Annotated in this window: 32 protein-coding genes; 7 read left to right on the top strand and 25 right to left on the bottom strand. The window is 40.1% G+C overall.

What is annotated here, in order from left to right; genetic code table 11:
* Positions 1-3 precede the first annotated feature (3 nt).
* The gene (locus T432_RS0104600) at positions 4-237 is read right to left on the bottom strand and encodes a lipoprotein (protein ID WP_028884358.1); all 234 of its coding nucleotides are present in this window, start codon (positions 235-237) and stop codon (positions 4-6) included.
* A gap of 20 nt (positions 238-257) precedes the next feature.
* Here T432_RS0104600 and cyaY point away from each other — a divergent pair, with 20 nt between their 5' ends.
* A complete protein-coding gene (gene cyaY, locus T432_RS0104595; protein ID WP_028884357.1) occupies positions 258-578 on the top strand; it encodes an iron donor protein CyaY in 321 nt (106 codons plus the stop codon).
* Here the strand turns inward: cyaY and ccsB are convergent.
* The 3 genes from ccsB to T432_RS0104580 form a co-directional block, all read right to left on the bottom strand.
* Complete coding sequence (gene ccsB, locus T432_RS0104590; RefSeq protein ID WP_028884356.1) at positions 575-1,924, bottom strand: c-type cytochrome biogenesis protein CcsB; 1,350 nt, start codon at positions 1,922-1,924, stop codon at positions 575-577. The genes cyaY and ccsB overlap by 4 nt on opposite strands.
* Positions 1,917-3,974: a cytochrome c biogenesis protein ResB gene (locus T432_RS0104585; RefSeq protein WP_028884355.1), complete on the bottom strand. Its 2,058-nt coding sequence runs from the start codon at positions 3,972-3,974 to the stop codon at positions 1,917-1,919. The genes ccsB and T432_RS0104585 overlap by 8 nt, the downstream gene beginning before the upstream one ends.
* A gap of 83 nt (positions 3,975-4,057) precedes the next feature.
* Positions 4,058-4,765, bottom strand: a complete 708-nt coding sequence (locus T432_RS0104580; protein WP_028884354.1) for a c-type cytochrome — start codon at positions 4,763-4,765, stop codon at positions 4,058-4,060.
* 140 nt (positions 4,766-4,905) lie between these two features.
* Between T432_RS0104580 and yihA the strand changes: the two genes are divergently transcribed.
* The 3 genes from yihA (at position 4,906) to T432_RS0104565 (ending at position 8,628) form a co-directional block, all read left to right on the top strand.
* On the top strand, positions 4,906-5,526 hold the full coding sequence (gene yihA / locus T432_RS0104575) for a ribosome biogenesis GTP-binding protein YihA/YsxC (RefSeq protein ID WP_014112111.1): 621 nt from the start codon (positions 4,906-4,908) through the stop codon (positions 5,524-5,526).
* Between the two features lie 32 nt (positions 5,527-5,558).
* Positions 5,559-6,569 carry a porphobilinogen synthase gene (gene hemB / locus T432_RS0104570; RefSeq protein ID WP_028884353.1) on the top strand — a complete coding sequence of 337 codons (1,011 nt, stop codon included), beginning with the start codon at positions 5,559-5,561 and terminating at the stop codon, positions 6,567-6,569.
* 115 nt (positions 6,570-6,684) lie between these two features.
* The gene (locus tag T432_RS0104565) at positions 6,685-8,628 is read left to right on the top strand and encodes a cytochrome c biogenesis protein CcdA (protein WP_028884352.1); all 1,944 of its coding nucleotides are present in this window, start codon (positions 6,685-6,687) and stop codon (positions 8,626-8,628) included.
* 73 nt (positions 8,629-8,701) lie between these two features.
* Here the strand turns inward: T432_RS0104565 and T432_RS0104560 are convergent, their stop codons facing one another.
* From T432_RS0104560 to rplN, 21 genes are all read right to left on the bottom strand, one after another.
* Complete coding sequence (locus T432_RS0104560; RefSeq protein WP_028884351.1) at positions 8,702-9,976, bottom strand: DUF2254 domain-containing protein; 1,275 nt, start codon at positions 9,974-9,976, stop codon at positions 8,702-8,704.
* Between the two features lie 3 nt (positions 9,977-9,979).
* Positions 9,980-11,173, bottom strand: a complete 1,194-nt coding sequence (gene gltS, locus T432_RS0104555; RefSeq protein ID WP_014112115.1) for a sodium/glutamate symporter — start codon at positions 11,171-11,173, stop codon at positions 9,980-9,982.
* Complete coding sequence (locus T432_RS0104550) at positions 11,174-12,199, bottom strand: formimidoylglutamase (RefSeq protein ID WP_028884350.1); 1,026 nt, start codon at positions 12,197-12,199, stop codon at positions 11,174-11,176.
* A 247-nt stretch (positions 12,200-12,446) separates the two neighbouring features.
* The gene (rplQ, locus tag T432_RS0104545) at positions 12,447-12,836 is read right to left on the bottom strand and encodes a 50S ribosomal protein L17 (RefSeq protein ID WP_015551158.1); all 390 of its coding nucleotides are present in this window, start codon (positions 12,834-12,836) and stop codon (positions 12,447-12,449) included.
* Between the two features lie 68 nt (positions 12,837-12,904).
* Positions 12,905-13,888 carry a DNA-directed RNA polymerase subunit alpha gene (locus tag T432_RS0104540; RefSeq protein ID WP_015551159.1) on the bottom strand — a complete coding sequence of 328 codons (984 nt, stop codon included), beginning with the start codon at positions 13,886-13,888 and terminating at the stop codon, positions 12,905-12,907.
* 98 nt (positions 13,889-13,986) lie between these two features.
* On the bottom strand, positions 13,987-14,610 hold the full coding sequence (gene rpsD / locus T432_RS0104535) for a 30S ribosomal protein S4 (protein WP_014112119.1): 624 nt from the start codon (positions 14,608-14,610) through the stop codon (positions 13,987-13,989).
* Positions 14,611-14,632: 22 nt separating this feature from the next.
* On the bottom strand, positions 14,633-15,031 hold the full coding sequence (rpsK, locus tag T432_RS0104530) for a 30S ribosomal protein S11 (RefSeq protein ID WP_013521707.1): 399 nt from the start codon (positions 15,029-15,031) through the stop codon (positions 14,633-14,635).
* A gap of 16 nt (positions 15,032-15,047) precedes the next feature.
* Positions 15,048-15,413 carry a 30S ribosomal protein S13 gene (rpsM, locus tag T432_RS0104525; RefSeq protein ID WP_014112120.1) on the bottom strand — a complete coding sequence of 122 codons (366 nt, stop codon included), beginning with the start codon at positions 15,411-15,413 and terminating at the stop codon, positions 15,048-15,050.
* Between the two features lie 28 nt (positions 15,414-15,441).
* Entirely contained in the window at positions 15,442-15,555 is a 114-nt protein-coding gene (rpmJ, locus tag T432_RS08285; protein WP_003805360.1) for a 50S ribosomal protein L36, read from the bottom strand.
* Positions 15,556-15,577: 22 nt separating this feature from the next.
* Positions 15,578-15,796 (bottom strand): translation initiation factor IF-1, encoded by a 219-nt coding sequence (gene infA, locus T432_RS0104520; RefSeq protein ID WP_014112121.1) that lies wholly within the window; start codon positions 15,794-15,796, stop codon positions 15,578-15,580.
* Between the two features lie 27 nt (positions 15,797-15,823).
* On the bottom strand, positions 15,824-17,152 hold the full coding sequence (gene secY, locus T432_RS0104515; protein ID WP_028884349.1) for a preprotein translocase subunit SecY: 1,329 nt from the start codon (positions 17,150-17,152) through the stop codon (positions 15,824-15,826).
* A gap of 52 nt (positions 17,153-17,204) precedes the next feature.
* Positions 17,205-17,648: a 50S ribosomal protein L15 gene (gene rplO, locus T432_RS0104510; RefSeq protein ID WP_028884348.1), complete on the bottom strand. Its 444-nt coding sequence runs from the start codon at positions 17,646-17,648 to the stop codon at positions 17,205-17,207.
* A 10-nt stretch (positions 17,649-17,658) separates the two neighbouring features.
* The gene (gene rpmD / locus T432_RS0104505) at positions 17,659-17,844 is read right to left on the bottom strand and encodes a 50S ribosomal protein L30 (protein ID WP_014112124.1); all 186 of its coding nucleotides are present in this window, start codon (positions 17,842-17,844) and stop codon (positions 17,659-17,661) included.
* A 3-nt stretch (positions 17,845-17,847) separates the two neighbouring features.
* A complete protein-coding gene (gene rpsE, locus T432_RS0104500) occupies positions 17,848-18,369 on the bottom strand; it encodes a 30S ribosomal protein S5 (protein WP_015551161.1) in 522 nt (173 codons plus the stop codon).
* Positions 18,370-18,382: 13 nt separating this feature from the next.
* Positions 18,383-18,748 carry a 50S ribosomal protein L18 gene (rplR, locus tag T432_RS0104495; RefSeq protein WP_014112126.1) on the bottom strand — a complete coding sequence of 122 codons (366 nt, stop codon included), beginning with the start codon at positions 18,746-18,748 and terminating at the stop codon, positions 18,383-18,385.
* A gap of 21 nt (positions 18,749-18,769) precedes the next feature.
* Positions 18,770-19,303 carry a 50S ribosomal protein L6 gene (rplF, locus tag T432_RS0104490; protein ID WP_028884347.1) on the bottom strand — a complete coding sequence of 178 codons (534 nt, stop codon included), beginning with the start codon at positions 19,301-19,303 and terminating at the stop codon, positions 18,770-18,772.
* Positions 19,304-19,315: 12 nt separating this feature from the next.
* Positions 19,316-19,711, bottom strand: coding sequence for a 30S ribosomal protein S8 (gene rpsH / locus T432_RS0104485; protein WP_014112128.1), 396 nt, complete (start codon positions 19,709-19,711; stop codon positions 19,316-19,318).
* Between the two features lie 10 nt (positions 19,712-19,721).
* A complete protein-coding gene (gene rpsN, locus T432_RS0104480; protein WP_014112129.1) occupies positions 19,722-20,027 on the bottom strand; it encodes a 30S ribosomal protein S14 in 306 nt (101 codons plus the stop codon).
* 11 nt (positions 20,028-20,038) lie between these two features.
* On the bottom strand, positions 20,039-20,578 hold the full coding sequence (gene rplE / locus T432_RS0104475; RefSeq protein WP_014112130.1) for a 50S ribosomal protein L5: 540 nt from the start codon (positions 20,576-20,578) through the stop codon (positions 20,039-20,041).
* A 10-nt stretch (positions 20,579-20,588) separates the two neighbouring features.
* The gene (gene rplX / locus T432_RS0104470; protein WP_014112131.1) at positions 20,589-20,909 is read right to left on the bottom strand and encodes a 50S ribosomal protein L24; all 321 of its coding nucleotides are present in this window, start codon (positions 20,907-20,909) and stop codon (positions 20,589-20,591) included.
* An 11-nt stretch (positions 20,910-20,920) separates the two neighbouring features.
* Positions 20,921-21,289 (bottom strand): 50S ribosomal protein L14, encoded by a 369-nt coding sequence (gene rplN / locus T432_RS0104465; RefSeq protein WP_014112132.1) that lies wholly within the window; start codon positions 21,287-21,289, stop codon positions 20,921-20,923.
* 472 nt (positions 21,290-21,761) lie between these two features.
* Here rplN and T432_RS0104455 point away from each other — a divergent pair, with 472 nt between their 5' ends.
* The 3 genes from T432_RS0104455 to nirK all read left to right on the top strand — a co-directional run bounded on the left by T432_RS0104455 (position 21,762) and on the right by nirK (position 25,886).
* On the top strand, positions 21,762-23,081 hold the full coding sequence (locus T432_RS0104455) for a Na+/H+ antiporter family protein (protein ID WP_028884345.1): 1,320 nt from the start codon (positions 21,762-21,764) through the stop codon (positions 23,079-23,081).
* Between the two features lie 77 nt (positions 23,082-23,158).
* On the top strand, positions 23,159-24,496 hold the full coding sequence (locus T432_RS0104450; RefSeq protein ID WP_028884344.1) for a Na+/H+ antiporter family protein: 1,338 nt from the start codon (positions 23,159-23,161) through the stop codon (positions 24,494-24,496).
* A gap of 187 nt (positions 24,497-24,683) precedes the next feature.
* Entirely contained in the window at positions 24,684-25,886 is a 1,203-nt protein-coding gene (nirK, locus tag T432_RS0104445; RefSeq protein ID WP_028884343.1) for a copper-containing nitrite reductase, read from the top strand.
* Positions 25,887-25,950 lie beyond the last annotated feature (64 nt).

The raw sequence follows: 25,950 nt of genomic DNA, 5'->3' as shown, positions 1-25,950 counted from the left end.
TCCTTAATTTGTTGGTTTGCTTGTAGTCTGGCTAGCTTTCGCTTCTTGTTTTTTCTTAGCCTCTAAACGACGAGCCTCTTTTCTAGCTTTGATTCTTACATTTCTTTCTTTTATTTGCTGCAGCTCTTCATCAGTAGGAATTCGTAGATCGGTTTTATAACCGCAAGCAGACAAAAACCCTAAAAGCATAATAGCTAAGACGGTCTTATTGATAGAGGATTTAGTAAAATTAAGCATCTTCAATGTTTTAAATCAAAATGACGGAATCAGAATTTTTATTACAAGCAAATAATTATCTTACAAAAATCGAAACCTTAGCAGAGAAATGGATTGATGAAGATATAGATATAGACTGTTCTCGTCAAGGTAATGTTCTAACTCTTGATTTTAATGGACAACAAGTCGTTTTGAATATACAGACACCTATGAAAGAGTTGTGGATAGCTTCTAAGTCAGGTGCATACCATTACAAATTCGACGGCTCAAAATGGGTTAATACAAGAGAGGGAAAGAACGACTTAGATACTGAACTATCTGAGGTATGCTCATCCCTCTCAGGCGTCAAACTGACAGTTTAAAGCTGCCCGTAAGAGTGAAGTCCCGATAAGAATATATTCACTCCAATAAATGCAAAAGTAGTTATAACCAATCCGATTAATGCCCAATAAGCGGCAACTAATCCTCGCATACCCTTAATAAATCTTAAGTGAAGCCAAGTTGCGTAATTTAACCAAACAACTAATGCCCATGTTTCTTTAGGGTCCCACTGCCAATATGTGCCCCAAGCATCAGCCGCCCAAAAGGCCCCTAATACTGTAGCGATAGTGAAGAATACAAATCCCACGGCAATCGACTTATACATAATATCGTCTAGCACTTCAAAAGAAGGCAATTTGCGTGCAAGTCTTTTGCGAATCATAAGTATGCCTGCAACAAGCACTAAACTTATTGCAAAATAGACAAGCCAAAATATTGAAATTTTGCCGCGATTACCGAATATAAATACTTCTGCCACCAACATAGCACCTACTATTAATACAGGCAGTAATGACTTCCACGAAGTTGTATTTTCGTGATGCTTCACTATATAGGCAAACCCAACCATAGCTGCAAGTGCAAAGGTGCCATAACCAACAAAATTTGCAGGGACATGTAGTTTCATCCACCAGCTATCGAGTGCATTATTTAGAGGGCGAATAACTGCCGCATCACGTTCAAACGTATACCATAACAAGAAAATAACTGCGGCTGAAACGACCAACATAACAAAGCCACCAAGTGCCCTGGTTTGATATCGTCTTTCGTAGAAGAGATAAAAAAGAGTAGTAATTAAAGCAAATAGAATAAATACTTCATAAAGATTAGATACTGGAATATGGCCTAACTCATAGGCAATCAAATGCCCCTCACGCCATCGAACCAATAACCCAGAAAAACCAAGACCTATACCTAGCCATGTAAATAGGCTGCCCATCCAGCTTAAACGTTCCACAAAATAACCAAGCCAGTATGAGACTGTGGCAATGATAAACATCGCACTCATCCAAAGTATGGATGATTGCGAAGATAATAAGTATTTAAGCCAAAATTTCTGGTCCCCATTTGCGATATTACCGTCGTACATTCCAATGGCTAATAAAGCCATAGATCCAGATATAAGGGCAACTTTTCTAATAGCTGGCCAATACCAACCTAGTGCAGATAATACTATAACCATACCGACCAATATCCACTTCTCGTAAATATTCATAGAATCTGGCCAATACATTAATAGATATGCAGCTCCTGCGGCTAACAATAAGAAAAATGCAATATCCCACAGCGTAATGCCTCGTGATGAAGTCTTTTCTTTTAATTTAATTTTTTTCTGTACGGTCCACTTATCAGAATTTAATGGAACCTTAGTTTGAATAGTGCTAGACATGTGAATCAGTCCTCGCTAACTCTTTAAAATCATTTTTAAATTCCTCGAAATCTTCATGGAAATCGAGCGTGTTTTTCTTACTGTTCATGGCGGCTTCAAGATGCACTCCACCATCTTGTAGAGGTGTCATCCACACCCAGATTCTACGTTCAATGATATAGGTCATCTGATAAATACCAAACATTAAGAATACACATCCTAAGTATACAATCCATTTACCTGGTGAACGAGTAGCTTGTAACACCGAAGCTTGAATATGGTTATATTCTTTAATTTGAAAGGCAATAGGTGAAGGGTAAAAACTTAAATCTGAAATCGCTTTAATAGCTGTATCAAACCATAATGCAGATTTTTTATAAGCTTCTTGGTCTAACTTATCGTACTCGATTTTAGGCATTCCAATTCTCTCACGCACAAGTGTACGCAATTCAACAGAAGCAAAAATTAAATACTCTGCTATTATTTGTTTCATAGGCTCTCGAATTCTTTCAGGAATTCTCTCGGCTTCTGGTATCCCTACTCCGTTAACGAAATCTTCCACCCCTTTAAACCCATTTTCGGAGAATACTTTAAGTGCTCTTTCTGCAAGGGTGGCAATGGCCGCCTTCTCTAATCTATCATCTTTTACCTTATTGCTATATGCTCGAGCAGCTCTAGCTCTTAAAGCTGCATCACTAAAAGCAGCCCTAAAAGCTTGGAATTCATCTAAAGAAATATTTTCGTCTGCAGGAATGCGAATATACCTAAATCCAGGTTGTCCTGGATATTCGACACCAAATAAATAAATTAATTGCTCATCTAACTCAATAGGAAGCATGTAATTTTGATATTTGATGGACTGATTGCTTTTATCAGTAAGTGTGTATTTAACAAGAGGGCCTACATTCCTCTGATTTGCAGCATTTTTATCTTGAGCCGCACCAGTTACATCGAGAATTCTTTCTTGAAAAGATTTCTCTTTAGCCATGCTATTTGTATCGTTAATATTCTCTACATTTATGGGTCGAAAATCATCAACAGTTAATTTATAAACCCTATCTTCGCCCTTAAAGGAAAATTTGATTTCTGAAGATTTTCCTACAAATGTTTTAAGCTCAAATTGCTCGTTAGTATTACCTTTTAGTGGAACACCAGTAAGTGTTAATTCAGAGCCACCATCATGAAAACTTGATTGATATAAAGTAATTCCATGAATAGTGTAAGGGTGATTCACTTCTACGATTTTATTGATAATCTTATCGTTATTTAAGTGATCAGTAATGGTTATGTCACTAGCAAATCGTTTAGGCATAGCATTAGTTTCGTAGTACTCAATAATAAATTTATTAAGCTTTACAGTAAATGGCAATCTTTGAAGATAAAACCCATCATCAAGTTGAAGCATGGCATTATTTGCTGAAGCCCCTTCAGAGATTGAAATATTTCCTCTAAATGATGGATTTCTAGAATTAAATATTGAGGCTTCAGGAACATCAGATACAAACCTAAGCTCTGAACTAATGGGGTGCTTATTATATAGATTTATTAAAATTCTATTTGGTATATCACTATCAAGAAGCCCACCAATACAAATAACAATAATTGATAGATGGGCAAATAAATAACCCAATCTACTATAACTACCTTTACGTGCAGCTAAAAGAGTAGTTCCATCTTGATCTTTTACTTTGAATTTAAAGGAATGATTCTTAAGCCAAGCAGACACCATTTCCTGAAGTTCAGCTTGTTTAAAATCGGATTTAATATCAACTTTGTGCTTAAAGGCCCGCATACTTGTCTTTTTGACATACTCTTTGAAGGAGCGGACATCCTTCATAATCTTAGGAGTAGTTCTGATTACACAAAGAGTAGTAGAAATGACCAAAAAGGCCATTATTACTGTAAACCACGTGGTATCGTATATTTGAGAAACACCAAATTTCTCAAAAACTTGGGCCCAAAAAACGCCGAAAAGATCAATATAGAAAATCTCTTCACGGTTTTGCTCAATTAGAGTACCTATAGCACTTGCTATACAGATAATAACTAAGAAAGCAACTGCAAATCTCATAGAGCCTAATAGCTCTATGAGATCGCCCCTTAAATTGCGTTTTTTCTTTGGTGTATGAGAGTGTGACAAATTAAAAAATTTAACTATCTAAGACCAGCTGCATAGTCAGCCACGGCTTTCATATCAGCAATACTCATACGATTAGCAATTGTACCCATCATATTTTCTGTACCACCGTTATTACGGTAGCCATCAGCGAATGAGCGCAACTGACCATATAAATATTCTGGATGTTGTCCAGCTAAGAATGGATATTGCTCTGGCATACCTTTACCAGAAACCCCATGACATGCTGCACATGCAGGAACACCTCTCTCGGGGATACCAGCTCGCCAAATTTCACGACCTCTATGAACAAATTCAAGATCCCCAGCATTTTGAGATTTTGCAGGGCCTGTTAATTTCAAACCTGACACATAAGCAGCAATATCCGCCCTATCCTGAGGAGTAAGAGCTGGTGCAACAGCCATCATAACCATAGAGTTAGTAAAACCCTCGTAGTTATTACGGTGCTTTTGAGTGCCTTCTGGAGTAAGGTCAAGATTGTTTAACTGAGCAACAATATACCCAGCAGGATGACCAGCTAAGGAAGGTTGAGTAGCAATCACACTATTACCGCCCTCTCCATGGCATGAGAAGCAAGGGATAACACCACGATTCACGTCTCCTTGAGTAAATAAGAGTTCACCGCGTTTAGGGTCAGGTGTGATAGTAGCATCTTGAGCTAGTGCAGTCTGCGTACAGGTAGCAAATGCAAATGCTATGCCGAGACCTTTTAATAATTTTTTCATTGATAAAACCTCAACCTACATAATATATGGGCTATATTTTACAAAAATTCATAAAAAAATATTAGGTCACAATGTATTAATATGTTAATTATCTCTATAACAGTAAAATAAATATCCTAATAATTTAATAAGAGGTTTTAGTGTCCCTATTACACAAAGCTAAGTTTTTTGTATCAGCTTCACAATTAAAGCAGCTTCCAGAGCCATCAGTTCCTGAAGTTTGCTTTGTTGGACGTTCGAATGTCGGAAAATCCTCCGCAATTAATGTTTTATGCAATCAAAAGAAACTAGCCTATGCCTCTAAAACCCCAGGTCGCACTAGACTTATAAACCTATTTGGAATACCAAGCTCGGAAGATCCAGATCAGGCCTCTGCATTTTTAGTTGACCTTCCTGGGTATGGATACGCTTCCGTAGCCCAAAATACTAAGGAAGAATGGGCTGAGACATTAGGAAGTTATTTAAGAACCCGCTCTTCATTAGCGGCTGTCGTCCTTTTAATAGATATTCGTAGAGGATTAACAACATTAGATAAAATGCTGATTGATTGGATTGCACCTTATGAAATCCCACTTTTAGTTTTACTTACGAAAGCAGATAAACTTCCATATGGGCAGAGAAAAACAACTACATTTGCAATTAGTAAGTCAATCAAACAAATAAAAAATTTAACAGTTATTCCCTTCTCATCTACAGAACGTTTAGGAATTGAAGAAGCGGATGAAGCAATTTTGAATTATTTAGGTCTTTCAAAGGATTAAAATTAAAGTAAATTATTTTTACCTAGAAGACCATGTATTCATTATTGCCACCAAAATATCCAACTCAACGACTTCGTCGCAACCGTAAAGACGAATTTTCGCGTCGTCTTGTACAGGAAAATCACTTAAATGCTAGCGATTTTATTTATCCTGTATTTGTTCAAGATTCGCAGAAAGAGCCAGTGGCAGTGGAATCATTGCCAGGTGTAGTAAGGCATAGTTTAGAGAGCCTACTGCCTGTTGCGGAAGAATGTGTGAAGCTGGGTATACCAGTGATGGCCCTATTTCCAGCTATTGAATCGGATCTAAAAACCCCAGATGGTATTGAAGCTTGTAATCCAGATGGCTTGATTCCTACCGTTGTTTCTCGTTTAAAGAAAGAATTTCCCGACTTAGGCATATTGTGTGATGTAGCCCTTGACCCTTACACCAGTCATGGGCAGGACGGTATCATCGACGAAAATGGCTATGTTTTAAATGATGAAACCATAGAGGTGCTTCGTAAACAGGCACTAACACAAGCTCAAGCAGGCGCAGATTATGTAGCACCTAGTGATATGATGGATGGACGCATTGGACAGGTACGTGAAATACTAGACTCAAACGACCTTATTTATACCAAAATAATGGCCTATTCCGCTAAGTACGCAAGTTCTTTTTATGGACCATTTCGCGATGCTGTTGGATCTGCAAGCAATCTTGGTAAATCAAATAAATATACATACCAAATCGATCCAGCAAACAGACTTGAAGCCTTTCATGAAGTCGCAGCCGATATACAAGAAGGGGCAGACCTAGTTATGGTTAAGCCAGGCCTACCCTACTTAGATATTCTTCGCGAAGTTAAAGATATGTTTGCTAAGCCTACATTTGCTTATCAGGTCAGCGGCGAATATTGCATGTTAAAAGCTGCTGCTGCAAATGGTTGGATTAATCATGACGCCGTTATGATGGAATCTTTGCTCTGCTTTAAGCGCGCAGGGGCCGATGGAATCCTTACATATAGTGCGATTGAGGCCGCAAGGCTCTTGAAAAATATTTAATTTGTAAGCAACTAGTATCCGTTTGTAAAATTCAATTCAATTTATTTATAGTGTTTTAGTATCAGATAAATTTTTACGATAATAGTTGCAATTTCAAATCCGTATTTATTAATTTATGAGAAAAATTTTTCGTTTATTTTTATTTGCTTTATTAGTTATTGGCTTTAACTTTCAATTTGGCAATGATGCCGTTGCCCAAAAGTCATTGCTTTCAAGTCCTGGTCTAAATTCTCAAGAAGAATTTTTAGAACCAAATCAAGCATTTAAATTAGATGCAAGTATCGTAGACGGAAAAGAACTCAGACTATTTTTTGAAATCGCACAGAATTACTACATGTACAGAGAGCAATTTGAGTTTTCTGTAATTAGAAACGGAAAATACGTAGAGAAGCTTACTCCTTCAAAAATTCCAGAAGGTGTCATTAAATTCGACCCAACTTTCAACAAGGATCTAGAGGTATATCACGATAATGTAGAGATTAGGTTCGCATTGCCACCTCAAGGAGAAGCATTTACGCTAGAGGCACGCTCTCAAGGATGTGCAGAGGCTGGATTGTGCTACCCACCTGCGTATTTTCACGTACCAATTGTTCCTATGAAAGATGGGTATGAGATTACATTGCCAAAAAGAAAAGAGATTAAAGGGCAAGTAGAATCGCCTGAAGCATTGTACGAGAGTCGGGCTGGAAAGACTTGGTATGAAGTGCCTATGAGTGAGGAATCGTGGGAGGATTCAAATGGTGCTACGGGAGCTAGTTCTGATAGTGGCGGTTCTGGCGGTTCTGGTGCGTCTGTTGGGTCGGATAACGCAAGCTCAAGTGGCTCTAGTGGAGGGTTTTCCTTCGGGGCATTATTTGAAAACAATGACATTGCCATAGCGGATTTTTTGCAAAACAATAACATTGCCATCATGGTATTGGGGGCGTTCTTTTTAGGCGTTTTACTATCATTTACTCCGTGTGTTCTACCTATGCTTCCAATATTACTTTCTGTTTTAGTTGGGCATCAGGGCGGGCGTTCAATGGTCATGGCTGGAGCTGGTGCGGGTGCTGGAACTGGTGCGGGAGGCGTTTCTGCATCTAAGGTTGCTGACTCTACATATGAGAAAAAAAAGTCAGCAGGCAGTCTACGACTTACGCTTTTTTATGTGCTTGGCACTAGTATCGTTTATACAATTTTAGGTGTGCTTGCCGCAAGCATAGGTGCGAGCCTCTCTAATTGGATTCAAAATCCATGGGTGGTAGCGGTTTTTGCATTATTTTTAGTGGCATTTGCATTATCAATGTTCGGTGTTTTTACCTTTCAAATGCCAAGCTCGATTCAGACTAAACTAACGGTTTTGCAAAACAAACTGCCTGCGGGAAGTGGTATTGGAGCCATGGTCATGGGTATGATTTCGGCCTTGATTGCGGGACCTTGTGTGGCGGCTCCATTGGCAGGGGTGTTGCTTTTTATTTCGCAAACAGGGAATGTGGCTCTTGGTGCACTAATTCTTTTTGTTCTGGCATGGGGCCAAGGAACATCGTTGATATTGGTGGGTAGTAGCTCCCATGCCCTGCTTCCAAAAGCTGGTAAATGGATGGAAAAGGTAAAAACCGCATGCGGCATACTATTATTGGCCGCAGCGGTTTGGATGATATGGCCAGTAGTGGGGAATTTATATGGTGATTCTCGCGAGGGGGGTTCAGGTTCTGCTCTGAATTTCGTTAAGGTGGAGCGAATTGAGGAATTTGAGTCTCAGTTGAAGGGTGCGGTGGCTGATGGGAAGCCTACGATGCTTTATATCTCAGCTGAATGGTGCATCTCTTGCCGTGAGCTGAAACACTTCACCTTTTCCGATTCTAAGGTTCAGGAAGAATTAAGTAAGTTTAAGGTTGTGGAAGCGGATGTGACCACGAACAAAGCCTATCACAGAGATCTGCTTAAAAAATTCAAATTTTTTGGACCACCAGGACTGATTTTCTTTGATAAAGAAGGCAATCAAAGCAAATTGAGAATTGTTGGATTTGAAGGGCCGGAAGATTTTGTTAAAGACATAAAGTCTTCAAATTTGTATTAGCTTTTTAGGATTCTCTTCATAATTAAGTTGGGTATAGGTTTTCGCTTATATCCAACTTAATTTTTTTTAACTTTTATATATCTTTCTGTTTTTCAGATTTCTTATCTTCTCCAAAAAGCTCCTCGTGTTTATCGACTATTTTTAAGTAATCTTCTTTGTAGGTACATGCTGCTTCATGTCTCTCAAGGGCTTCTTCAGCCAATTTACGAGCTTGTTGAACAATAGCTGGATTAGGTGAATTTCTTGATATCCCCGCAAGTATTTTTTGCGTTACGATTCCGACCTCAAGACTACTTGCGCCATCCCTTAAAATTGGAAGCATAAATTCACTAATCCATTCACCTGCATCTGTTGGAGGCATATAAATGCGGTCGTATTTGCATTCCTCTTGCTCTGGCAATGGTTCCACGACCAAAGCCATCATGCTATGCATCGCTTGAATCGCAGTTCCCTGATCATTTATCCCTGGTGACAATGCCTTAGCCGCAACCTCCGACAACACCACAAATCCCCAACCTGGGTCTTGTTTATAATTGCGTTTTTTATCGACAAGAATAGTGGATTTAAGCTGATCTCTAAGCTCAGTCTCTAAATCCTTATTTATCCTCATAATCGGAGTGTCTTGAAATACTAAATCACCTGGCCTTGTAAGAATTTCAATATAAATATCCATATCTTCAGCAAGTTTGTTTAAACCAGCCATATTGATATTTACAACAAATCCCGCTTCTTTCATATACACTGTCACGGGCTCAATACCGTTCCACTCCAAATTCCAACACGCACCCAATGTTGGATTTTTATAGTGCTCCGTTAGAGAAATTTTCGTACGGTCATGGATTTTTTTAATCGTATTTTCCATACGACCTAGCTCTGAAAGAGTACGTACCCACATAATCAATCGCACTACCACATGTAAAACCATAAGCAATGAGCTTATAAATAGAATAAATAAGCCGTTTGGTGAGTAATACCCGATGCCTAACGCAATTTTTGCGATTATGGCATAAATAAACGCCGCAATAAAGGTGGCAATGGTCCTGCGTGTGTTATCGTCCCCCATCACAAGTTCCGTAGCCCTTGGGGTAGCAGCACTTGAAGCAGAAGCTGCCGCAGAAACCATAATAGATAAGGAGAACGTACTAACTGCAAGCATGCTACTTGCAAGAATGTCGATTAATCCATTAACCGTTTCTAATTTTATGGTCGGTAAGAAATCCTGAGGAATCAATCCCCCAAAATAATCGGCCAAAAGCACCCATAGAACAGCAAATAGCCCCCACCCTGCAGGTTCAATCCATAACCTATTACTAGGTCGGTTAAGAATTAATAAAAATCGTTGAAACATAAACTATTTAACCAAGTAATTAATAAGCCAAGTGTGCCAAGGAACAGAAACTATATCTATAAGCACTGCCCCACACAAAGGTATGATTAAAAATGCTTTTGGAGAATGAACACCATATCGTTCAGTTACTGAAGACATATTTGCTACTGCATTTGGAGTCGCACCTAGTCCATGCCCCATCATACCAGCACACATCACTGCAGAATCATATGATTTTCCAAGCAACCTAAACAGAACAAACACAGTCAACACAACCAAACACAGAACCTGTATAACCAACATAAGAATCAACGGTCCCGCAACATCGGCCAATTCCCAAAGACGCATATTCATCATGGCCATAGTAAGGAAAATACCTAAAGAAATCTCAGCTATCAAATTCACAGCTTTTTCGTTCAACGTAACCATATGCACCATATCATTAAAATTTCGCATAACTATGGCTACGAGCATAGAACCTACATAAGCTGGCAATGAATATCCTGTGCTTTGAGTGATTAGGCCTGCAACATATTCTCCTAAAACCATAGCTACAAGTAATAGTGCCAATGTGTGGATAAATGTATAAGCTCGCACCTCTGAGTGTCTATCGTGTTTTGTTTCGTATGTAATCTCTTCGGCTTCTATCTTAAGATTGTGTTTGCGAATCAAGTAACCACCGATAGGACCACCTAAAAGGCTTCCTGCAATCAAACCGAATGTAGCTGCCGCAATGGCCACAGCTGTAGAGGAGCTAACACCGAGATCCTCAGCCATGCTGCCGAATGCGGCGGCATTGCCATGGCCACCCTCAAGTGCTACAGCTCCAGACATAACACCTATCACGGGATGTATATCCATAATCGATGCGAGCAAGACTCCAAGACCACTTTGATAAAATGCTACAAACCAACATAACAAGAGGTAAACAATCATGGCCTTACCGCCAGCTTTTAAAAGTGTATAACTTCCGCCTAAGCCAACAGTCGTGAAGAATGCGACCATAAGCGGCGTTTGAAGCTGCACATCAAACAGAATATCTACTCCAAAAACTTTCTTTAAAATTAGAACAATAATACTGGCAATAAACCCGCCAATCACTGGTGTAGGTATCAAAAATCGCTCAAAAAATTTCACATTCACCCTGAGCGAACGACCAATTAAGAGCATCACACATGCAATCAAAAGAGTAGTTACAGAATTGAATTGAACGTGCATCTAAAGTCCTCCATGTGCAAATTCATAAACTATGTGAGCCGCTAATTTAGCGGTCCTTGAGTCGATATCATAATTTGGATTTAGTTCAGCCACTTCGAGCAAAAGAGTCTTATTGGACTTAAAGATATGTCGAAGTAACGGATGGACGATATTGTAGCCTACTCCGAGAGGTGCTGGGGCACTAACACCTGGGGCTTGTGATTGTGGAAATACATCTAGATCAATGCTTAAATGCAAAATATCTATCTGCTCGAGAAACTCATCAATGGCCGATACAAGCTGTGCGTGCGGCTTTGTGATCATTTCATAATCAAGAATATATTGCACCCCAAGTGCATTAGCACGGTCAAAAAGAATTTTTGTATTGGATTGGGTTGCAATACCCAAGGCCATATACTTCGCATTATCATATGCGTGGAGAGCTTGATAGAATGGTGTGCCTGAAGTTGAATAGCCGTGAGTCCAATCTTGTGGTGTGTTTAGTGTTTTCTTTATTTCAGGGGGCTGGCCAGATTTGAGCGAATTGCTGAACACATGGAATTCGGGAGGTTCCGGTGTTTTAGGAGGCTCTCGCAAATCAAAATGAGCATCGAAATTGATAATGCCCAGTTTTTTATTTTGGGATCTTGCATACTGTGTAGTTGCTAGCAACGAGCCGAATGCTACCTCGTGCCCTCCTCCAAGTACTATGTTTTTATTATGTTCACTTAAGTGGGGCAGTATCGTTTCAGCGAGCAGAGTTTGTGCATTTTCAAGGTTACTATCCTCACATGAAACTGTACCTAAATCTTGAATTAAAAGAGGTTTATGAACAGCAAAGCCTGCAAGCTGTTTACGAATTAAATTTGGTGCTTGGGCGGCTCCAATTCTTCCGTGATTTCTTCCAACACCCTCATCAGATGCAAAACCTACAATGATGTTATCGGCTGGTTTTTCTGTATTAATGCAATTATGAATGCGGGCATGTGCCTCACCTTCACCATCTGAACGTCCAGTCCATTCAAAATCTTTTAATAATTTAGCCAAAACAAATTCTCTAAAAGCAAATTGAGATTGCCTATTTTAAAGGATTGTGTTGAGACTATTCAAAAGTAATATCATTTAAACGAGGATAGTCTTAAAAGCAAAAACATTGCCACAATCAAGGAATTTAAATTTTTCATCAACTCTTCTAAAGCAAACTAAGACGACCTAAATGCTTACGATCTTAAATAAAAAAACCTAGCAACGGCAGGCATTGCTAGGTTTACAAAACGCTTAAAAGAAACTAGAACTATTCGTCTACTTCTTCGTCCTCAGTAGGCTCTGGACGATCTACAAATTCCATGTAAGCCATTGGAGCATTATCCCCTTGGCGGAAGCCCATTTTAAGAACGCGAGTGTAGCCACCTGGACGCTCTTTGAATCGAGGACCAAGCTCATTAAAAAGTTTCACAACTGCATCGCGGTCACGAAGACGTGCGAAAGCAATACGGCGATTTGCAACTGTAGGTTCTTTAGCTAAAGTAATTAGAGGCTCAATAATTCGACGAAGCTCTTTTGCTTTTGGCAATGTTGTTTTGATAGCTTCATGGTGAATTAAAGAAACAGACATATTTCTGAACATAGCCAAACGATGGCTTGATGTTCTATTTAATTTACGGAGACCTTGACGGTGACGCATGTTTTTTCCTTATGAATCTAAAAATACGGGTCTTCTATCCTCTAGAGGCGGCCCGTTTAAGTTAAAAATTATGGGCGTTCCAAACCAATTGGAGGCCAGTTTTCAAGCTTCATACCTAATGACAAACCGCGAGCTGTAAGCACATCTTTAATTTCATTAAGTGACTTACGACCAAGGTTTGGTGTTTTAAGTAATTCATTTTCTGTCTTCTGAATTAGATCGCCAATGTAGAATACATTTTCTGCTTTAAGGCAGTTTGCTGATCGAACTGTAAGCTCAAGGTCATCAACTGAGCGAAGAAGTACAGGGTCGATTTGCGGTGTACCACGTGCTGGTGCTTCATACATATTCGGAGAACCTTCAAGAGAAGCAAAGACACTTATTTGATCCATTAAGATGCGAGCAGCTTGACGTACCGCATCTTCAGGAGTAAGTACACCGTTAGTTTCGATATCAAGAATTAATTTATCTTGGTCTGTGCGTTGACCAACACGTGCATTTTCTACTTCATAGCTTACACGACGGATTGGGCTATATGAAGCATCAAGAATAATACGACCAATAGAGTGATGACGGTCTTCACGTAGAGCACGTACATTTCCTGGGACATAGCCGCGACCTTGCTCTACTTTAATATGCATATCAAGTTTACCGCCCTCTTGTAAGTTTGCGATAACGTGATTTGGATTAATAATTTCTACATCATGTGGCAGCTCAATATCAGAAGCTTTAATTTCGCCTGGCTCAGATTTTGAAAGTGAAAGAGTAACTTCCTCGCGACCATGCAATTTAAATACAACGCCTTTAAGGTTAAGAAGAATATCAACAACGTCTTCTTGTACGCCTTGAATTGATGCATACTCATGCACAACACCTGCGATTTGCACTTCAGTAGCTGCATAACCTGTCATAGATGACAAAAGAATACGTCTTAGTGCGTTACCTAGTGTATGACCAAATCCACGCTCGAACGGTTCCATAACAACTTTTGCATGGAAATCCGTAATTGGATTTACGATTATTGTTCTTGGTTTTAAGAATGCTTCTGACATAAATTTTCCTTTTCAATACCCTCGGCTCGTTACACCGATAAGGCTGATGGATAAAAATATGCATCACACTGCAAAGTGGCAATGCGATGCAATCTATACTATCGAGAATAAAGCTCTACGATTAGTGATTCGTTAATATCACGTGCAACATCAGCACGATCAGGAACTTGTTTAAATGTACCTTCGAATTTTTTAGTATCTACAGAAACCCACTCAGGGAATGTTAAGCTTTCAGCCAAATCTAATGCAGATTTAATGCGAGCTTGCCCTTTAGATTTTTCACGTACTGATACTACGTCACCTGATTTAACGATAATTGAAGGAATGTCAGCTTTTTTGCCGTTTAATTCAATTGCACCATGGCTTACTAGCTGACGTGCTTCTGCACGTGTAGAGCCAAATCCCATGCGATATACAACATTATCTAAACGAGATTCAAGAAGTTGAATTAGAGTTTCACCAGTATTACCGCGACGACGCTCAGCCTCAGCAAAATATTTACGGAATTGCTTCTCTAGTACACCGTACATACGTTTAAGTTTTTGTTTTTCACGTAATTGTGTACCGTAGTCTGATGTACGAGCACCAGAAGTACGTCCATGCTGACCCGGTTTAGATTCAAACTTACATTTAGAATCTAATGGGCGACGTGCGCTTTTTAGAAATAGATCAATACCTTCACGACGTGAAAGTTTACATTTAGGACCTGTGTAACGTGCCATTTATTATTGTTCCTTTAAGTTGCTAGATACGACGACGTTTAGGAGGACGGCAACCATTGTGCGGAACAGGAGTAATATCTGAAATGCTAGTGATTTTGATACCTAAAGCATTTAATGCACGCACAGAAGATTCACGACCAGGGCCAGGGCCTTTGATACGTACATCTAAAGAGCTGATACCATATTCCATAGCAACACGTCCCGCTGACTCGGCTGCAACCTGCGCTGCAAAAGGCGTCGATTTGCGTGAGCCTTTAAAGCCCGCTCCACCCGACGTCGCCCATGACAAGGCATTGCCTTGACGGTCAGTAATTGTGATGATGGTGTTATTAAAAGATGCGTGAACGTGGGCAATACCCTCGCTTACAACTTTTCTTACTTTTTTACGCGCACGAGTTGCGCTGTTAGAAGCTTTTGCCATTATTTAGCTACTCCGATTATTTCTTCAACGATTGAGCCGCACGACGTGGACCCTTGCGTGTACGTGCATTAGTACGAGTGCGCTGACCACGTACTGGCAGACCACGTCTGTGACGCATGCCACGATAAGTTCCAAGGTCGATAAGACGCTTAATCGAAAGTTGAACTTCACGTCGCAAATCACCTTCTACTGTAAATTCACCGATTTTTTCGCGAATTTTTTCTAATTCTTCGTCGGTTAGATCTTTTACCTTTTTAGTAGTCTCAACGCCTGCAGCTTCGCAAATTAAGCGAGAGCGTGAACGTCCGATTCCATAAATAGCAGTTAGACCGATTTCAGCATGCTGATGCGGCGGAATATTAATACCTGCGATACGAGCCATGTATTTTCCTCTATGATTGCATCAAGGCTTAGCCCTGACGTTGCTTATGTCTTGGATCTGTGCAGATTACACGCACAACTCCGTGACGTTTAATAATTTTACAATTGCGGCAAATACGCTTTACCGATGCCATGACTTTCATTTGTCACTCCTAAATAAATCCACTACTTAGAGCGGAAAACAATCCTACCGCGACTTAGATCGTATGGAGTTAGTTCCACAGTCACTTTATCGCCCGGAAGAATACGGATGTAGTGCATCCTCATCTTTCCAGAAATATGACCTAACACAACATGGTCATTTTCTAGTTTCACACGAAATGTAGCGTTCGGAAGATTCTCGATCACCTCACCCTGCATTTGAATTACGTCGTCTTTAGCCATGTATCTACACCTAGAAACTTATGCCGATTATCTCATCGGTAGATTGCCGCGGAAATTTGATTTCTTAAGCAAGGCATCGTATTGATGAGACATCAAATAAGCCTGTACTTGAGCTAAAAAATCCATAGCAACAACCACAATAATTAGTAGAGATGTACCACCAAAATAAAATGGTACATTACGCCACTGCATACGCAAGAACTCTGGCATTAAGCAAACTAATGTAATGTAAACAGCTCCCACAAGAGTCAAACGCATCAAAATCTTATCGATATATTTTGCTGTATTCTGTCCTGGACGAATACCTGGGACAAAAGCCCCTGACTTTTTCAAATTATCTGCAGTTTCTCGGCTGTTAAACACAAGGGCCGTATAGAAGAAGCAGAAAAATATAACTAAAGCAGCAAATAAAGTAGTATACAAAGGTTGACCTGGGCTTAATGTAGCCGCTAAGTCGCTTAACCAACGAATGTCGCTAGAACCTGAAAACCATTGTGCAATAGTCGCAGGGAACAAAATAATTGAAGATGCAAAGATTGGTGGAATTACACCAGCCATATTAATCTTAAGCGGAAGGTGCGATGACTGCCCACCCATAATTTTGTTTCCTACTTGACGTTTTGCATAGTTGACTGTGATACATCTTTGAGCACGCTCCACAAAAACCACAAGCATAGTAACGCCTATAACCAAAGCCAAGATAATCATCGTAGCTAAAGCACTGATCTGATTTTGAGATACCAGCTCGAACATCCCAGCCAATGCCGCAGGCAACCCAGCAACAATACCTGCAAAGATAATGATAGAAATACCGTTACCTAAACCGCGTTCAGTAATTTGCTCACCTAGCCACATCAAGAACATAGTTCCAGTCACAAGACTTACTACAGTAGTAAATATGAACATAGGACCTGGTGTATAAACTAATCCAGGATAAGATTCCATAAATCCTTGTAGCGATGCGGCAATACCAAATGCTTGTAAGGTGGCAATGAGCACGGTGCCATATCTTGTATATTGCGTAATCTTACGACGTCCTGCTTCACCCTCTTTCTTAATAGCTTCAAGCGACGGGATTGTCGAGGTCATCAATTGCATAATAATAGATGACGAAATATAAGGCATAATCCCTAGTGCAAACACCGAGAATCGTGATAATGCACCGCCTGAGAACATATTAAAGAAACCTAAAATCCCGCCTGACTGAGAAGAAAACACTTGCTCCATCACGGTTGGATTGATACCAGGTACAGGTATATGAGTTCCTAAACGATAGACAACTAAAGCTAATAATAAAAACACAAGACGAGAAGTCAAATCGCCATACTTCTTAGTATTTCCTAATTGATCAGGCAATGATGATTTTCTACTAGTCTGAGTTTTCTGAGCTTTTGCCACTAAATACCCCTTATTCAGCTAAAGAGCCACCAGCCGCTTCAATAGCAGCTTTTGCACCAGCAGTTGCTTTAATTCCGCGAAGAACCACTTTGCGAGAAATCTCACCTGATTTGATAAGTTTCACAAATTTAACTGCTTGATCAACAATACCAGCAGCTTTAAGTGATTGAACATCGACTTCTTCGTCAGTTAACTTTTGTAAATCAGATAAACGAATCTGAGAGTACAAATGCTGATTTAACGGAGTAAAACCACGTTTTGGTAAACGACGATGAAGAGGCATTTGGCCACCTTCAAAACCTACTTTATGAAAACCACCAGAACGTGATTTTTGACCTTTGTGTCCACGTCCAGAAGTTTTACCTAAACCGGAACCGATACCACGACCAACTCTACGTTTTGCGTGTTTGCTTCCTTCAGCAGGAGATAATGTATTAAGTTGCATTTCAGCCATCATGATTCCTTTAGACTTCTGAAACTTTTACTAGATAATCCACTTTGCGGATCATGCCGCGAATCTCTGGAGTATCAAGAAGAACACGACTGCTATTTACTTTACCTAAACCTAAACCACGCACTGTAGCACGATGGTCGCTTTTAGTACCAATAACAGATCGAACTAATGTAACTTTAATTTGCTTTTGAGACATGACTTATCCTAGAATTTCTTCAACAGTTTTACCGCGTTTAGCAGCAACGTCTGATGGTGTCATGCAAGCGTTTAAGCCGTTTAAAGTAGCACGTACTAAGTTATATGGATTTGAAGAACCCAAGCTTTTAGCCACAACATTACGGACACCCATAACTTCGAAAATTGCACGCATAGGACCACCAGCAATTACACCAGTACCTTCAGCAGCTGGAGAAATTAGTACTGTAGATGCACCATGTTTACCTACAACTGTATGATGTAATGTACCATTAATAAGAGGGATCTTAGTCATACCACGACGAGCTTGTTCCATAGCCTTTTGAACCGCAACAGGAACTTCGCGTGCTTTACCTTTACCTACACCGATACGACCATCACCGTCGCCGACCACTGTTAAAGCTGCGAAGCTCATAGTGCGACCACCTTTTACAGTTTTGCTAACGCGGTTTACTGCGATCATTTTTTCGCGAAAACCGTCATCACGTTCTTGGTCAGCAGTGTTTTTATTTTGTGCTTTAGCCATTTAAAACCCTTTCTTAGAACTTAAGACCAGCTTCGCGAGCAGCTTCTGCAAGCGCTTTTACGCGGCCATGATAACGGAAACCGGCACGATCAAATGCAACTGATTCGATCCCCTCAGCTTTAGCTTTTTCTGCAATACGTTTTCCAACGATAGCTGCGGCTGCCACATTTCCCCCGAATTTTTTATCGTTAGCTAGTTCTTGACGAACTTCAGGCTCTAGAGTAGAAGCCGTAACTAACACTTTGTCGCCCTCTGGCGAAATAATATTTGCGTAGATGTGCAGATTCGTACGATGTACAGATAAACGATGTACGCGTAACTGAGCAATTTTGCGGCGGGAAGCCACTGCACGACGCAAACGAGATAATTTCTTGTCCATGATATTTCCTTGCTTGCGTTATTATTTTTTCTTAACTTCTTTGATGGCAACATGCTCATCTGCGTATCTAACGCCCTTACCTTTATAAGGCTCAGGTGGACGATATGCACGAATATTTGCTGCAACTTGGCCTACTGCTTGCTTATCGTGAGATTTAAGAACGATCTCAGTTTGCGATGGGCATTCAGCTTTAACACCTTGTGGCAATGGATGAATAATATCGTGCGAATAACCTAATTCAAGTTTAAGATTTTGACCTTGAACTTGTGCACGATAACCGACACCGATAAGTGTTAAGCGACGCTCAAAACCTTTACTCACACCAGTAACCATATTATTTACTAGAGCACGCAATGTTCCTGACATTGCATTTGCGTGACGTGAGTCGTTTGCTACAGAAAATGTGATTTTTCCGTCATCTAAGCTAACAACTACATCGTTTGAAAGTTCCTGTTTAAGCTCACCTAAAGGACCTTTTACGTTTATGCTATCAGCTGCGATTTTAACTTCAACTCCACTAGGTACTACTACTGGATTTTTTGCGACACGAGACATCTATATACCCCCTTACGCTACGTAGCAGATAACTTCACCGCCAACGCCTTCAGAGCGCGCTTTGCGGTCTGTCATAACGCCACGGGAAGTGGAAACAATAGCAACACCTAAGCCATTCATAACTTGAGGAATGCTGTCATGACCTTTGTACACGCGAAGACCAGGACGAGATACACGTTCGATACGTGAGATTACTGGTTCATCTTTATAGTACTTAAGTTCAATCTCAAGTTGAGGCTTAGTTTTATCGCCGTTAACTTGATAGTTTTCGATATAACCTTCTTCTTTTAGAACTGCAGCAATAGCTACTTTTAGCTTAGAAGATGGCATAGAAACTGATACTTTTTCGACTTGCTGTGCATTACGAATGCGAGTCAACATATCTGCGATTGGATCGCTCATGCTCATAATATTTCTCCTACCAGCTCGCTTTAGTCATACCAGGCACTTCACCACGCATAGCTGTCTCGCGTAGTTTGTGACGAGTTAAACCAAACTTGCTGAATACGCCACGTGGACGACCAGTAACAGAACAACGGTTACGTACACGAGTTGGATTCGCGTTACGTGGAAGTTGCTGTAACTTCAAACGTGCTTGATAACGCTCTTCATCAGTTTTAGATTGATCATCGATAATCGCTTTAAGAGCCGCACGTTTAGCTGAATATTTTTCAACTAATTTTGCACGCTTGATATCACGATTTATAAGTGAAAGTTTAGCCACTATATCGCCCCTTAGTTTCTGAATGGGAAGTTGAAGGCTTTTAATAAAGCTTTTGCTTCCTCATCTGTTTTAGCTGACGTGGTGATACTAATGTTTAAACCACGTAAAGCATCAATTTTGTCGTACTCAATTTCAGGGAAGATAATTTGCTCTTTAACCCCTACGTTGTAGTTACCGCGTCCGTCAAATGCACGGCCAGAAATACCACGAAAGTCTCTTACACGTGGCAATGCTACCGTAACTAAACGATCAATAAATTCGTACATGCGTTGACCACGTAAAGTCACCATGCATCCAATTGGATAGTTTTCGCGAATCTTAAATCCTGCAATCGCTTTACGAGTTTTAGTAACTACAGGTTTTTGACCAGCGATTTTAGTTAAATCCGCAACTGCGTTTTCGATAACTTTTTTATCTGATACAGCCTCTGAAACACCCATGTTAAGTGTTACTTTAGTAATGCGAGGCACTTCCATATCGCTTTTGTAGTTAAATTGAGATTTCAATTCAGCTACGATTTTATCTTTGTATAAATCTTGTAAACGAGCCATAATTCACCGCCTATGCTTTAACGCCAACGACTTCGCCGTTGCTACGGAACACACGAACTTTACGACCGTCTTCTTCTTTAAAAACTACTTTATCCGCTTTACCTGTAGCAGCATTGAAAATCTGCACATTAGAAATATGGATAGGTAAATTTTTAGACACAATACCACCAGGATTATTAGCCATAGGGTTTGGTCGAGTGTGTTTTTTAACTACGTTAACGCCTTCTACGATTACGTGATCAGCATCAACCCTCTCAAGCACTACACCACGACGTTTTTTGTCGCGACCTGCGATAACAATAACTTCATCGCCTTTACGAATTTTATGCATAGTGCCGCTCCTTAAATAACTTCTGGAGCCAATGAAACGATCTTCATAAAACGCTCTGTACGTAATTCACGAGTTACAGGGCCGAAGATACGAGTACCAATAGGCTCTAGTTTAGAGTTAAGAAGTACCGCAGCATTTCCGCCGAAACGGATTAGAGAACCGTCTTTACGACGCACACCTTTAGCTGTGCGTACAACTACTGCGTTATAAACTTCACCTTTTTTTACGCGGCCGCGAGGTGCAGCATCTTTAACGCTTACTTTGATTATGTCACCAATAGAAGCGTAACGGCGCTTAGATCCGCCTAATACCTTAATGCACATAATGCGGCGTGCACCAGTGTTATCAGCCACGTCTAACGTGCTTTGCATTTGTATCATGATGTCAATCTTCCGATTTATAAATCCAACTTAATTCCTAAAAGGCAAAAGTCACATTAAGGCTGGGTGCCATAATTGAGCTTTACAAAAAGCCTAATAAAAATCAGTTTTGGCCAAGCAAAATTGCTTAAAATCTACTAGATTAAATTTCTAAATAAGCTAATAGATTACTAACGTTGCGGCTAATACTTATTTGTTTTTATACGCACTAATCCGCTAAAAATCTTTAAAATTTCTTTTTTTATCCTTTCTCTTTTTGTATTAAAAAGAAAAAGTAAAGACTCATATTCTAAAAAAAATTTTATATTAATGCAAGATATTTTGCTAAATTTATATATACAACCGTTGATTTTTATCATTTTTTGTACGAAAACCACAAAAACTCCTAAGGGCAAATACCTATTTTTAAAATTTTTTTTGAAATTGAGTGTATCTTTTTTAGTAATGTTTAATCTTTTTTTCGGAGGGCGTCATGAATGCAGTTGTGCTAGCAGTGATTGTAATGCTTGTTTTAGCAGTGTCACGCGTGCACGTTGTACTAAGCCTTCTGATTGCAGCTTTAGTAGGTGGTCTTGTTTCTGGCCTTTCACTTAAAGAGACGGTTGATGCTTTTCAAGCTGGTTTAGGAAACGGTGCACAAGTTGCATTGTCTTATGCTCTATTAGGTGCTTTTGCAATGGCTATTGCACACTCAGGACTACCTGAGATGTTATCAAGTAAAGTAATTACTACTATACGAAATAATCCTCGAAGCACAAATCTAAAATGGATGGTTATCACTGTCGTTGTGATTATGGGCATGCTCTCTCAAAACATAATCCCTATCCACATTGCCTTTATACCGATTGTAATTCCTCCGCTTTTAGTTGTATTTAACCAATTTAAAGTAGATCGTCGCATGATTGCTTGTGCTATTAGCTTTGGTTTAGTCACATGTTATATGACCCTACCTTATGGATTTGGTGAAATTTATCTTAACCAAATTCTTCTTCCTAATATCGAGCAGGCGGGACTAAGCACATCAGATATTAGCATTATTAAAGTTATGCTTATTCCTGCTTTAGGTATGATTTTTGGTTTGTTATTTGCTATTTTTGTAAGTTATCGCAAACCACGTACTTATCTTGATGCAGATTCTACTAATATGGTAGCAAATATGAAGGCTCCTGAGATCTCTAGCTTTAGGAGCCTTGTTGCAATTGGTGCAATTGTGGCGGCTTTCGTTGTGCAACTAATAACAGACTCATTGATTTTAGGAGCTCTGTCTGGGTTCGCTCTATTTATAGTAACTGGTGTTATTAAATGGAAAGCATCAGAAGGAATATTCTCTGAGGGGCTTCGTTTAATGTGTATGATTGGCTTTATCATGATTACAGCTCAAGGATTTGCTGAAGTTATGAAAGCTACTAAAGAGATTGAGCCTCTAGTTCGTGCTTCTACTGAGATTTTCGGTGATAGCAAGTTGATGGCTGCTTTTTCGATGTTACTTGTTGGATTGCTAGTAACTATGGGTATCGGTAGCTCATTCTCTACTCTTCCAATTATTGCTGCCATTTTTGTTCCAATTTGTACAGCATTAGGATTTAGTCCTGCAGCTACGGTTGCACTTATCGGCACAGCTGGTGCACTTGGTGACACAGGGTCTCCAGCTTCTGATTCTACACTTGGTCCAACTTCAGGTCTAAATATCGACGGTCAGCATGATCATATTAGGGATACTGTTATCCCTACTTTCCTGCATTACAACGTACCTTTACTTATTGCCGGGACGATCGCTGCCTTAGTACTCTAAATTAACTTTAGCAAATGCGACCCTAGGACCGGCAGGTTCTAGGGTCTTTTTTTTACTTCTTTAAAAAGGAAATTATTATGAACTCAGTAGTTTTAGCCGTGATAGTGATGCTTGTTTTATCAATAGCACGCGTTCACGTGATTCTAGCCCTGATTATCGGGGCATTGGTTGGAGGCCTGGCCTCGGGACTATCCCTGTCAGATACCTTAGGTGCTATGTCAGATGGCCTTGGCAATGGTGCCGAAACCGCCCTCTCTTACGCTTTACTAGGCGCTTTTGCTATGGGTATCGCTCATTCAGGATTACCTGAATTCATCACAAGCAAAGTGATTGAGAGCACTAGGAGAAATCCCAAAAGTACGACCATAAAATGGGCCGTCATATTTGTTCTTTTCCTACTCGGTTGCTTCAGCCAAAACCTAATCCCAATTCACATCGCGTTCATTCCTATCGTAGTTCCACCTCTAATCATTATTTTCAACACATTTAAGATGGATCGCCGCATGATTGCGTGTGCTCTAAGCTTTGGTATGGTTGCGTGTTATATGGCATTCCCATATGGATTTGGTGATATTTTCTTGAACAAAATTATTATTCCAAACGTTAATAGTGCTGGTAAGCCATATGGCCTAGACGTAAGCAAAGTAAATATTATCGGATCAATGATAATTCCATTTATCGGGATGTTTATCGGCTTACTTATTGCCATTTTCATCTCATATCGCAAACCTCGCGAATATCGCACAATCGAAAGCGTTGCTGATACATCATTAGAAACCACAGATCAACCGCAATACTCTACATTCCGCAATTTAGTGGCTCTTGGCTCAATCGTGGTTGCGTTTGTAGTTCAGCTTGCGACAGGCTCCTTACTTATGGGGGCAATGCTCGGGTTCGCATTATTCCTAGTAACTGGAGTGATTAAGTGGAAATCTGCAGACGGCATTTTCACTGAAGGTTTGAAAATGATGTGCATGATTGGATTTATCATGATTACCGCTCAAGGCTTTGCTTCCGTGATGAATGCCACTAAAGAAATTGAACCCCTTGTTCGTTCATCTATCGAGATATTCGGTGGCAGCAAAATGATGGCTTCATTTGCAATGCTGGCAGTTGGTTTGCTTGTAACTATGGGCATTGGTAGCTCGTTCTCAACAATCCCTATTATTACGACTATTTTCGTTCCTATTTGTGCAAGTCTTGGATTTTCGCCTGAGGCTACTATCGCATTAATCGCTACAGCTGGTGCTCTTGGAGATACAGGGTCCCCTGCATCCGATCAAACCCTAGGCCCTTCTTCAGGTTTAAATGTCGATGGACAACACGACCACATTAAGGACACAGTAATTCCTACTTTTGTTCACTTTAATATTCCTTTACTTCTTGCTGGAGTTGTAGCAACTATGGTTTTATAGTTGTAGGGTGGCAATGCGAACGTATTGCCACCAAACGTTGTTTTAAAACTAAATCCCCTAAAAAACGTACGGAATCTAAGTTATTGATATAGTATGGGGCGGCTTAAAAAATTGATTCAAATCAATTTATTGTCCACACAATATACTAAACTATTGGCAGAGACCTAAATTTTTTAAGGGGAGTTATATGAAACAAAAACTAATTCTTTCGGCACTATTGGCGGCGTCGGTGTTTGGCGGGGGCATTGCCACAGCACAAGAAGCTGCTCCAGCAACCACAGGCGGACTACCTGGCTATGAAGTTAAAAAGGCTCCAGATTCAATCAAGGACCTTGAACGCGTAAAACTCGATTTGAAAGAGCCTCCGTTCGTTCATGAACATAGTCTAGAGGCACCTGCGGCTCCTCGCCTAGTAGAAGTTACTATGGAAATCGAGGAAAAAGAAATCGAAGTTGAGCCTGGTGTGTTTATGTGGGCTTTTGCATATAACGGAAGTGTTCCTGGTCCGCTTATTGTTGTACATGAAGGCGACTATGTTGAATTGACTCTTAAAAACAAAGCGACAAACACGTTGGTTCATAATATTGACTTTCACGCATCAACTGGTGCTCTAGGAGGTGGAGAATTAACTTATGTGGCTCCTGGTCAAGAAGTTAAGCTTCGTTGGAAAGCAATTAAACCAGGCGTTCATATCTATCACTGTGCTCCAGGTGGTGCTATGATTCCTTGGCACGTAGTTCATGGCATGAACGGTGCTGTTGTAGTTCTTCCTAAAGAAGGGCTTCGCGATAAAGAGGGTAATAAACTAACTTACGATAAAGCTTTTTATATCGGTGAACAAGACTTCTATATTCCAAAAGATAAAGATGGAAAATGGATGCGCTTTGAAAATGCGTCTATGTCTTACGCTGAAGACGTAGCAACTATGAACACTCTTATTCCTACTCATATCGTATTCGGTGAACGCAAACACCAATACACAGGCGAAAATGCTATGACTGCTAAAGTTGGCGAAACTGTGATGATTTATCACTCACAAGCGAACCGTCAGTCATATCCTCACCTCATCGGTGGTCATGGTGAATATGTTTGGGAACGCGGTAATTTTAACGATGCTCCTGTTACTGACATAGAAACTTGGATGATTGCTGGTGGGTCGGCTGGTGCAGCTATGTATAAATTCAAGCAACCTGGCACCTATACATATCTGAGCCATAACTTGATTGAAGCAGTGAACTTCGGTGCATTGGCACATATAAAAGTAGATGGTGTTTGGGATAATGATCTTATGGAACAAACATTGGCTCCTACTATGATGGACCAAGAGGCTGCTAAAGCTGAAGAGCCTGCTAAAGCTGAAGAGCCTGCACAAGACAAAGCTAAGAAATAAGCTAAATTCTGTGTAATATATAAGGCGGCTTTTATGGGCCGCCTTTTCTACATTTTATGAGTTA

Source organism: Taylorella asinigenitalis ATCC 700933 (genome assembly GCF_000687755.1).
Classification (GTDB): Bacteria; Pseudomonadota; Gammaproteobacteria; order Burkholderiales; family Burkholderiaceae_B; genus Taylorella; species Taylorella asinigenitalis.
The sequence above is the reverse complement of the archived record's forward strand: the minus strand, read 5'-3'. Positions and strand labels throughout refer to the sequence as shown.

Coding starts and splice junctions, on each gene's coding strand:
- T432_RS0104560 (WP_028884351.1), bottom strand. CDS start 9,976: ATGTTTCAACGATTTTTATTAATTCTTAACCGACCTAGTAATAGGTTA.
- rplR (WP_014112126.1), bottom strand. CDS start 18,748: ATGGACAAGAAATTATCTCGTTTGCGTCGTGCAGTGGCTTCCCGCCGC.
- rpsE (WP_015551161.1), bottom strand. CDS start 18,369: ATGGCTAAAGCACAAAATAAAAACACTGCTGACCAAGAACGTGATGAC.
- T432_RS0104450 (WP_028884344.1), top strand. CDS start 23,159: ATGAACTCAGTAGTTTTAGCCGTGATAGTGATGCTTGTTTTATCAATA.
- infA (WP_014112121.1), bottom strand. CDS start 15,796: ATGGCTAAAGACGACGTAATTCAAATGCAGGGTGAGGTGATCGAGAAT.
- T432_RS0104580 (WP_028884354.1), bottom strand. CDS start 4,765: ATGAAAAAATTATTAAAAGGTCTCGGCATAGCATTTGCATTTGCTACC.
- nirK (WP_028884343.1), top strand. CDS start 24,684: ATGAAACAAAAACTAATTCTTTCGGCACTATTGGCGGCGTCGGTGTTT.
- rplO (WP_028884348.1), bottom strand. CDS start 17,648: ATGGCTGAAATGCAACTTAATACATTATCTCCTGCTGAAGGAAGCAAA.
- rpsM (WP_014112120.1), bottom strand. CDS start 15,413: ATGGCTCGTATCGCAGGTATTAATATTCCGCCGCATCAGCATGCTGAA.
- T432_RS0104540 (WP_015551159.1), bottom strand. CDS start 13,888: ATGTCAGAAGCATTCTTAAAACCAAGAACAATAATCGTAAATCCAATT.
- rpmJ (WP_003805360.1), bottom strand. CDS start 15,555: ATGAAAGTCATGGCATCGGTAAAGCGTATTTGCCGCAATTGTAAAATT.
- T432_RS0104600 (WP_028884358.1), bottom strand. CDS start 237: ATGCTTAATTTTACTAAATCCTCTATCAATAAGACCGTCTTAGCTATT.
- T432_RS0104585 (WP_028884355.1), bottom strand. CDS start 3,974: ATGAGATTTGCAGTTGCTTTCTTAGTTATTATCTGTATAGCAAGTGCT.
- rplQ (WP_015551158.1), bottom strand. CDS start 12,836: ATGCGTCACCGTCAAGGTCTCCGTAAATTAAATAGAACATCAAGCCAT.
- rpsH (WP_014112128.1), bottom strand. CDS start 19,711: ATGAGCATGAGCGATCCAATCGCAGATATGTTGACTCGCATTCGTAAT.
- ccsB (WP_028884356.1), bottom strand. CDS start 1,924: ATGTCTAGCACTATTCAAACTAAGGTTCCATTAAATTCTGATAAGTGG.
- gltS (WP_014112115.1), bottom strand. CDS start 11,173: ATGCACGTTCAATTCAATTCTGTAACTACTCTTTTGATTGCATGTGTG.
- rpsD (WP_014112119.1), bottom strand. CDS start 14,610: ATGGCACGTTACACAGGTCCTAAATGTAAACTTTCACGTCGTGAAGGT.
- rpmD (WP_014112124.1), bottom strand. CDS start 17,844: ATGTCTCAAAAGCAAATTAAAGTTACATTAGTTCGATCTGTTATTGGT.
- hemB (WP_028884353.1), top strand. CDS start 5,559: ATGTATTCATTATTGCCACCAAAATATCCAACTCAACGACTTCGTCGC.
- rplE (WP_014112130.1), bottom strand. CDS start 20,578: ATGGCTCGTTTACAAGATTTATACAAAGATAAAATCGTAGCTGAATTG.
- T432_RS0104455 (WP_028884345.1), top strand. CDS start 21,762: ATGAATGCAGTTGTGCTAGCAGTGATTGTAATGCTTGTTTTAGCAGTG.
- T432_RS0104565 (WP_028884352.1), top strand. CDS start 6,685: ATGAGAAAAATTTTTCGTTTATTTTTATTTGCTTTATTAGTTATTGGC.
- cyaY (WP_028884357.1), top strand. CDS start 258: ATGACGGAATCAGAATTTTTATTACAAGCAAATAATTATCTTACAAAA.
- rplN (WP_014112132.1), bottom strand. CDS start 21,289: ATGATACAAATGCAAAGCACGTTAGACGTGGCTGATAACACTGGTGCA.
- rpsK (WP_013521707.1), bottom strand. CDS start 15,031: ATGGCAAAAGCTTCTAACAGCGCAACTCGTGCGCGTAAAAAAGTAAGA.
- rplX (WP_014112131.1), bottom strand. CDS start 20,909: ATGCATAAAATTCGTAAAGGCGATGAAGTTATTGTTATCGCAGGTCGC.
- rplF (WP_028884347.1), bottom strand. CDS start 19,303: ATGTCTCGTGTCGCAAAAAATCCAGTAGTAGTACCTAGTGGAGTTGAA.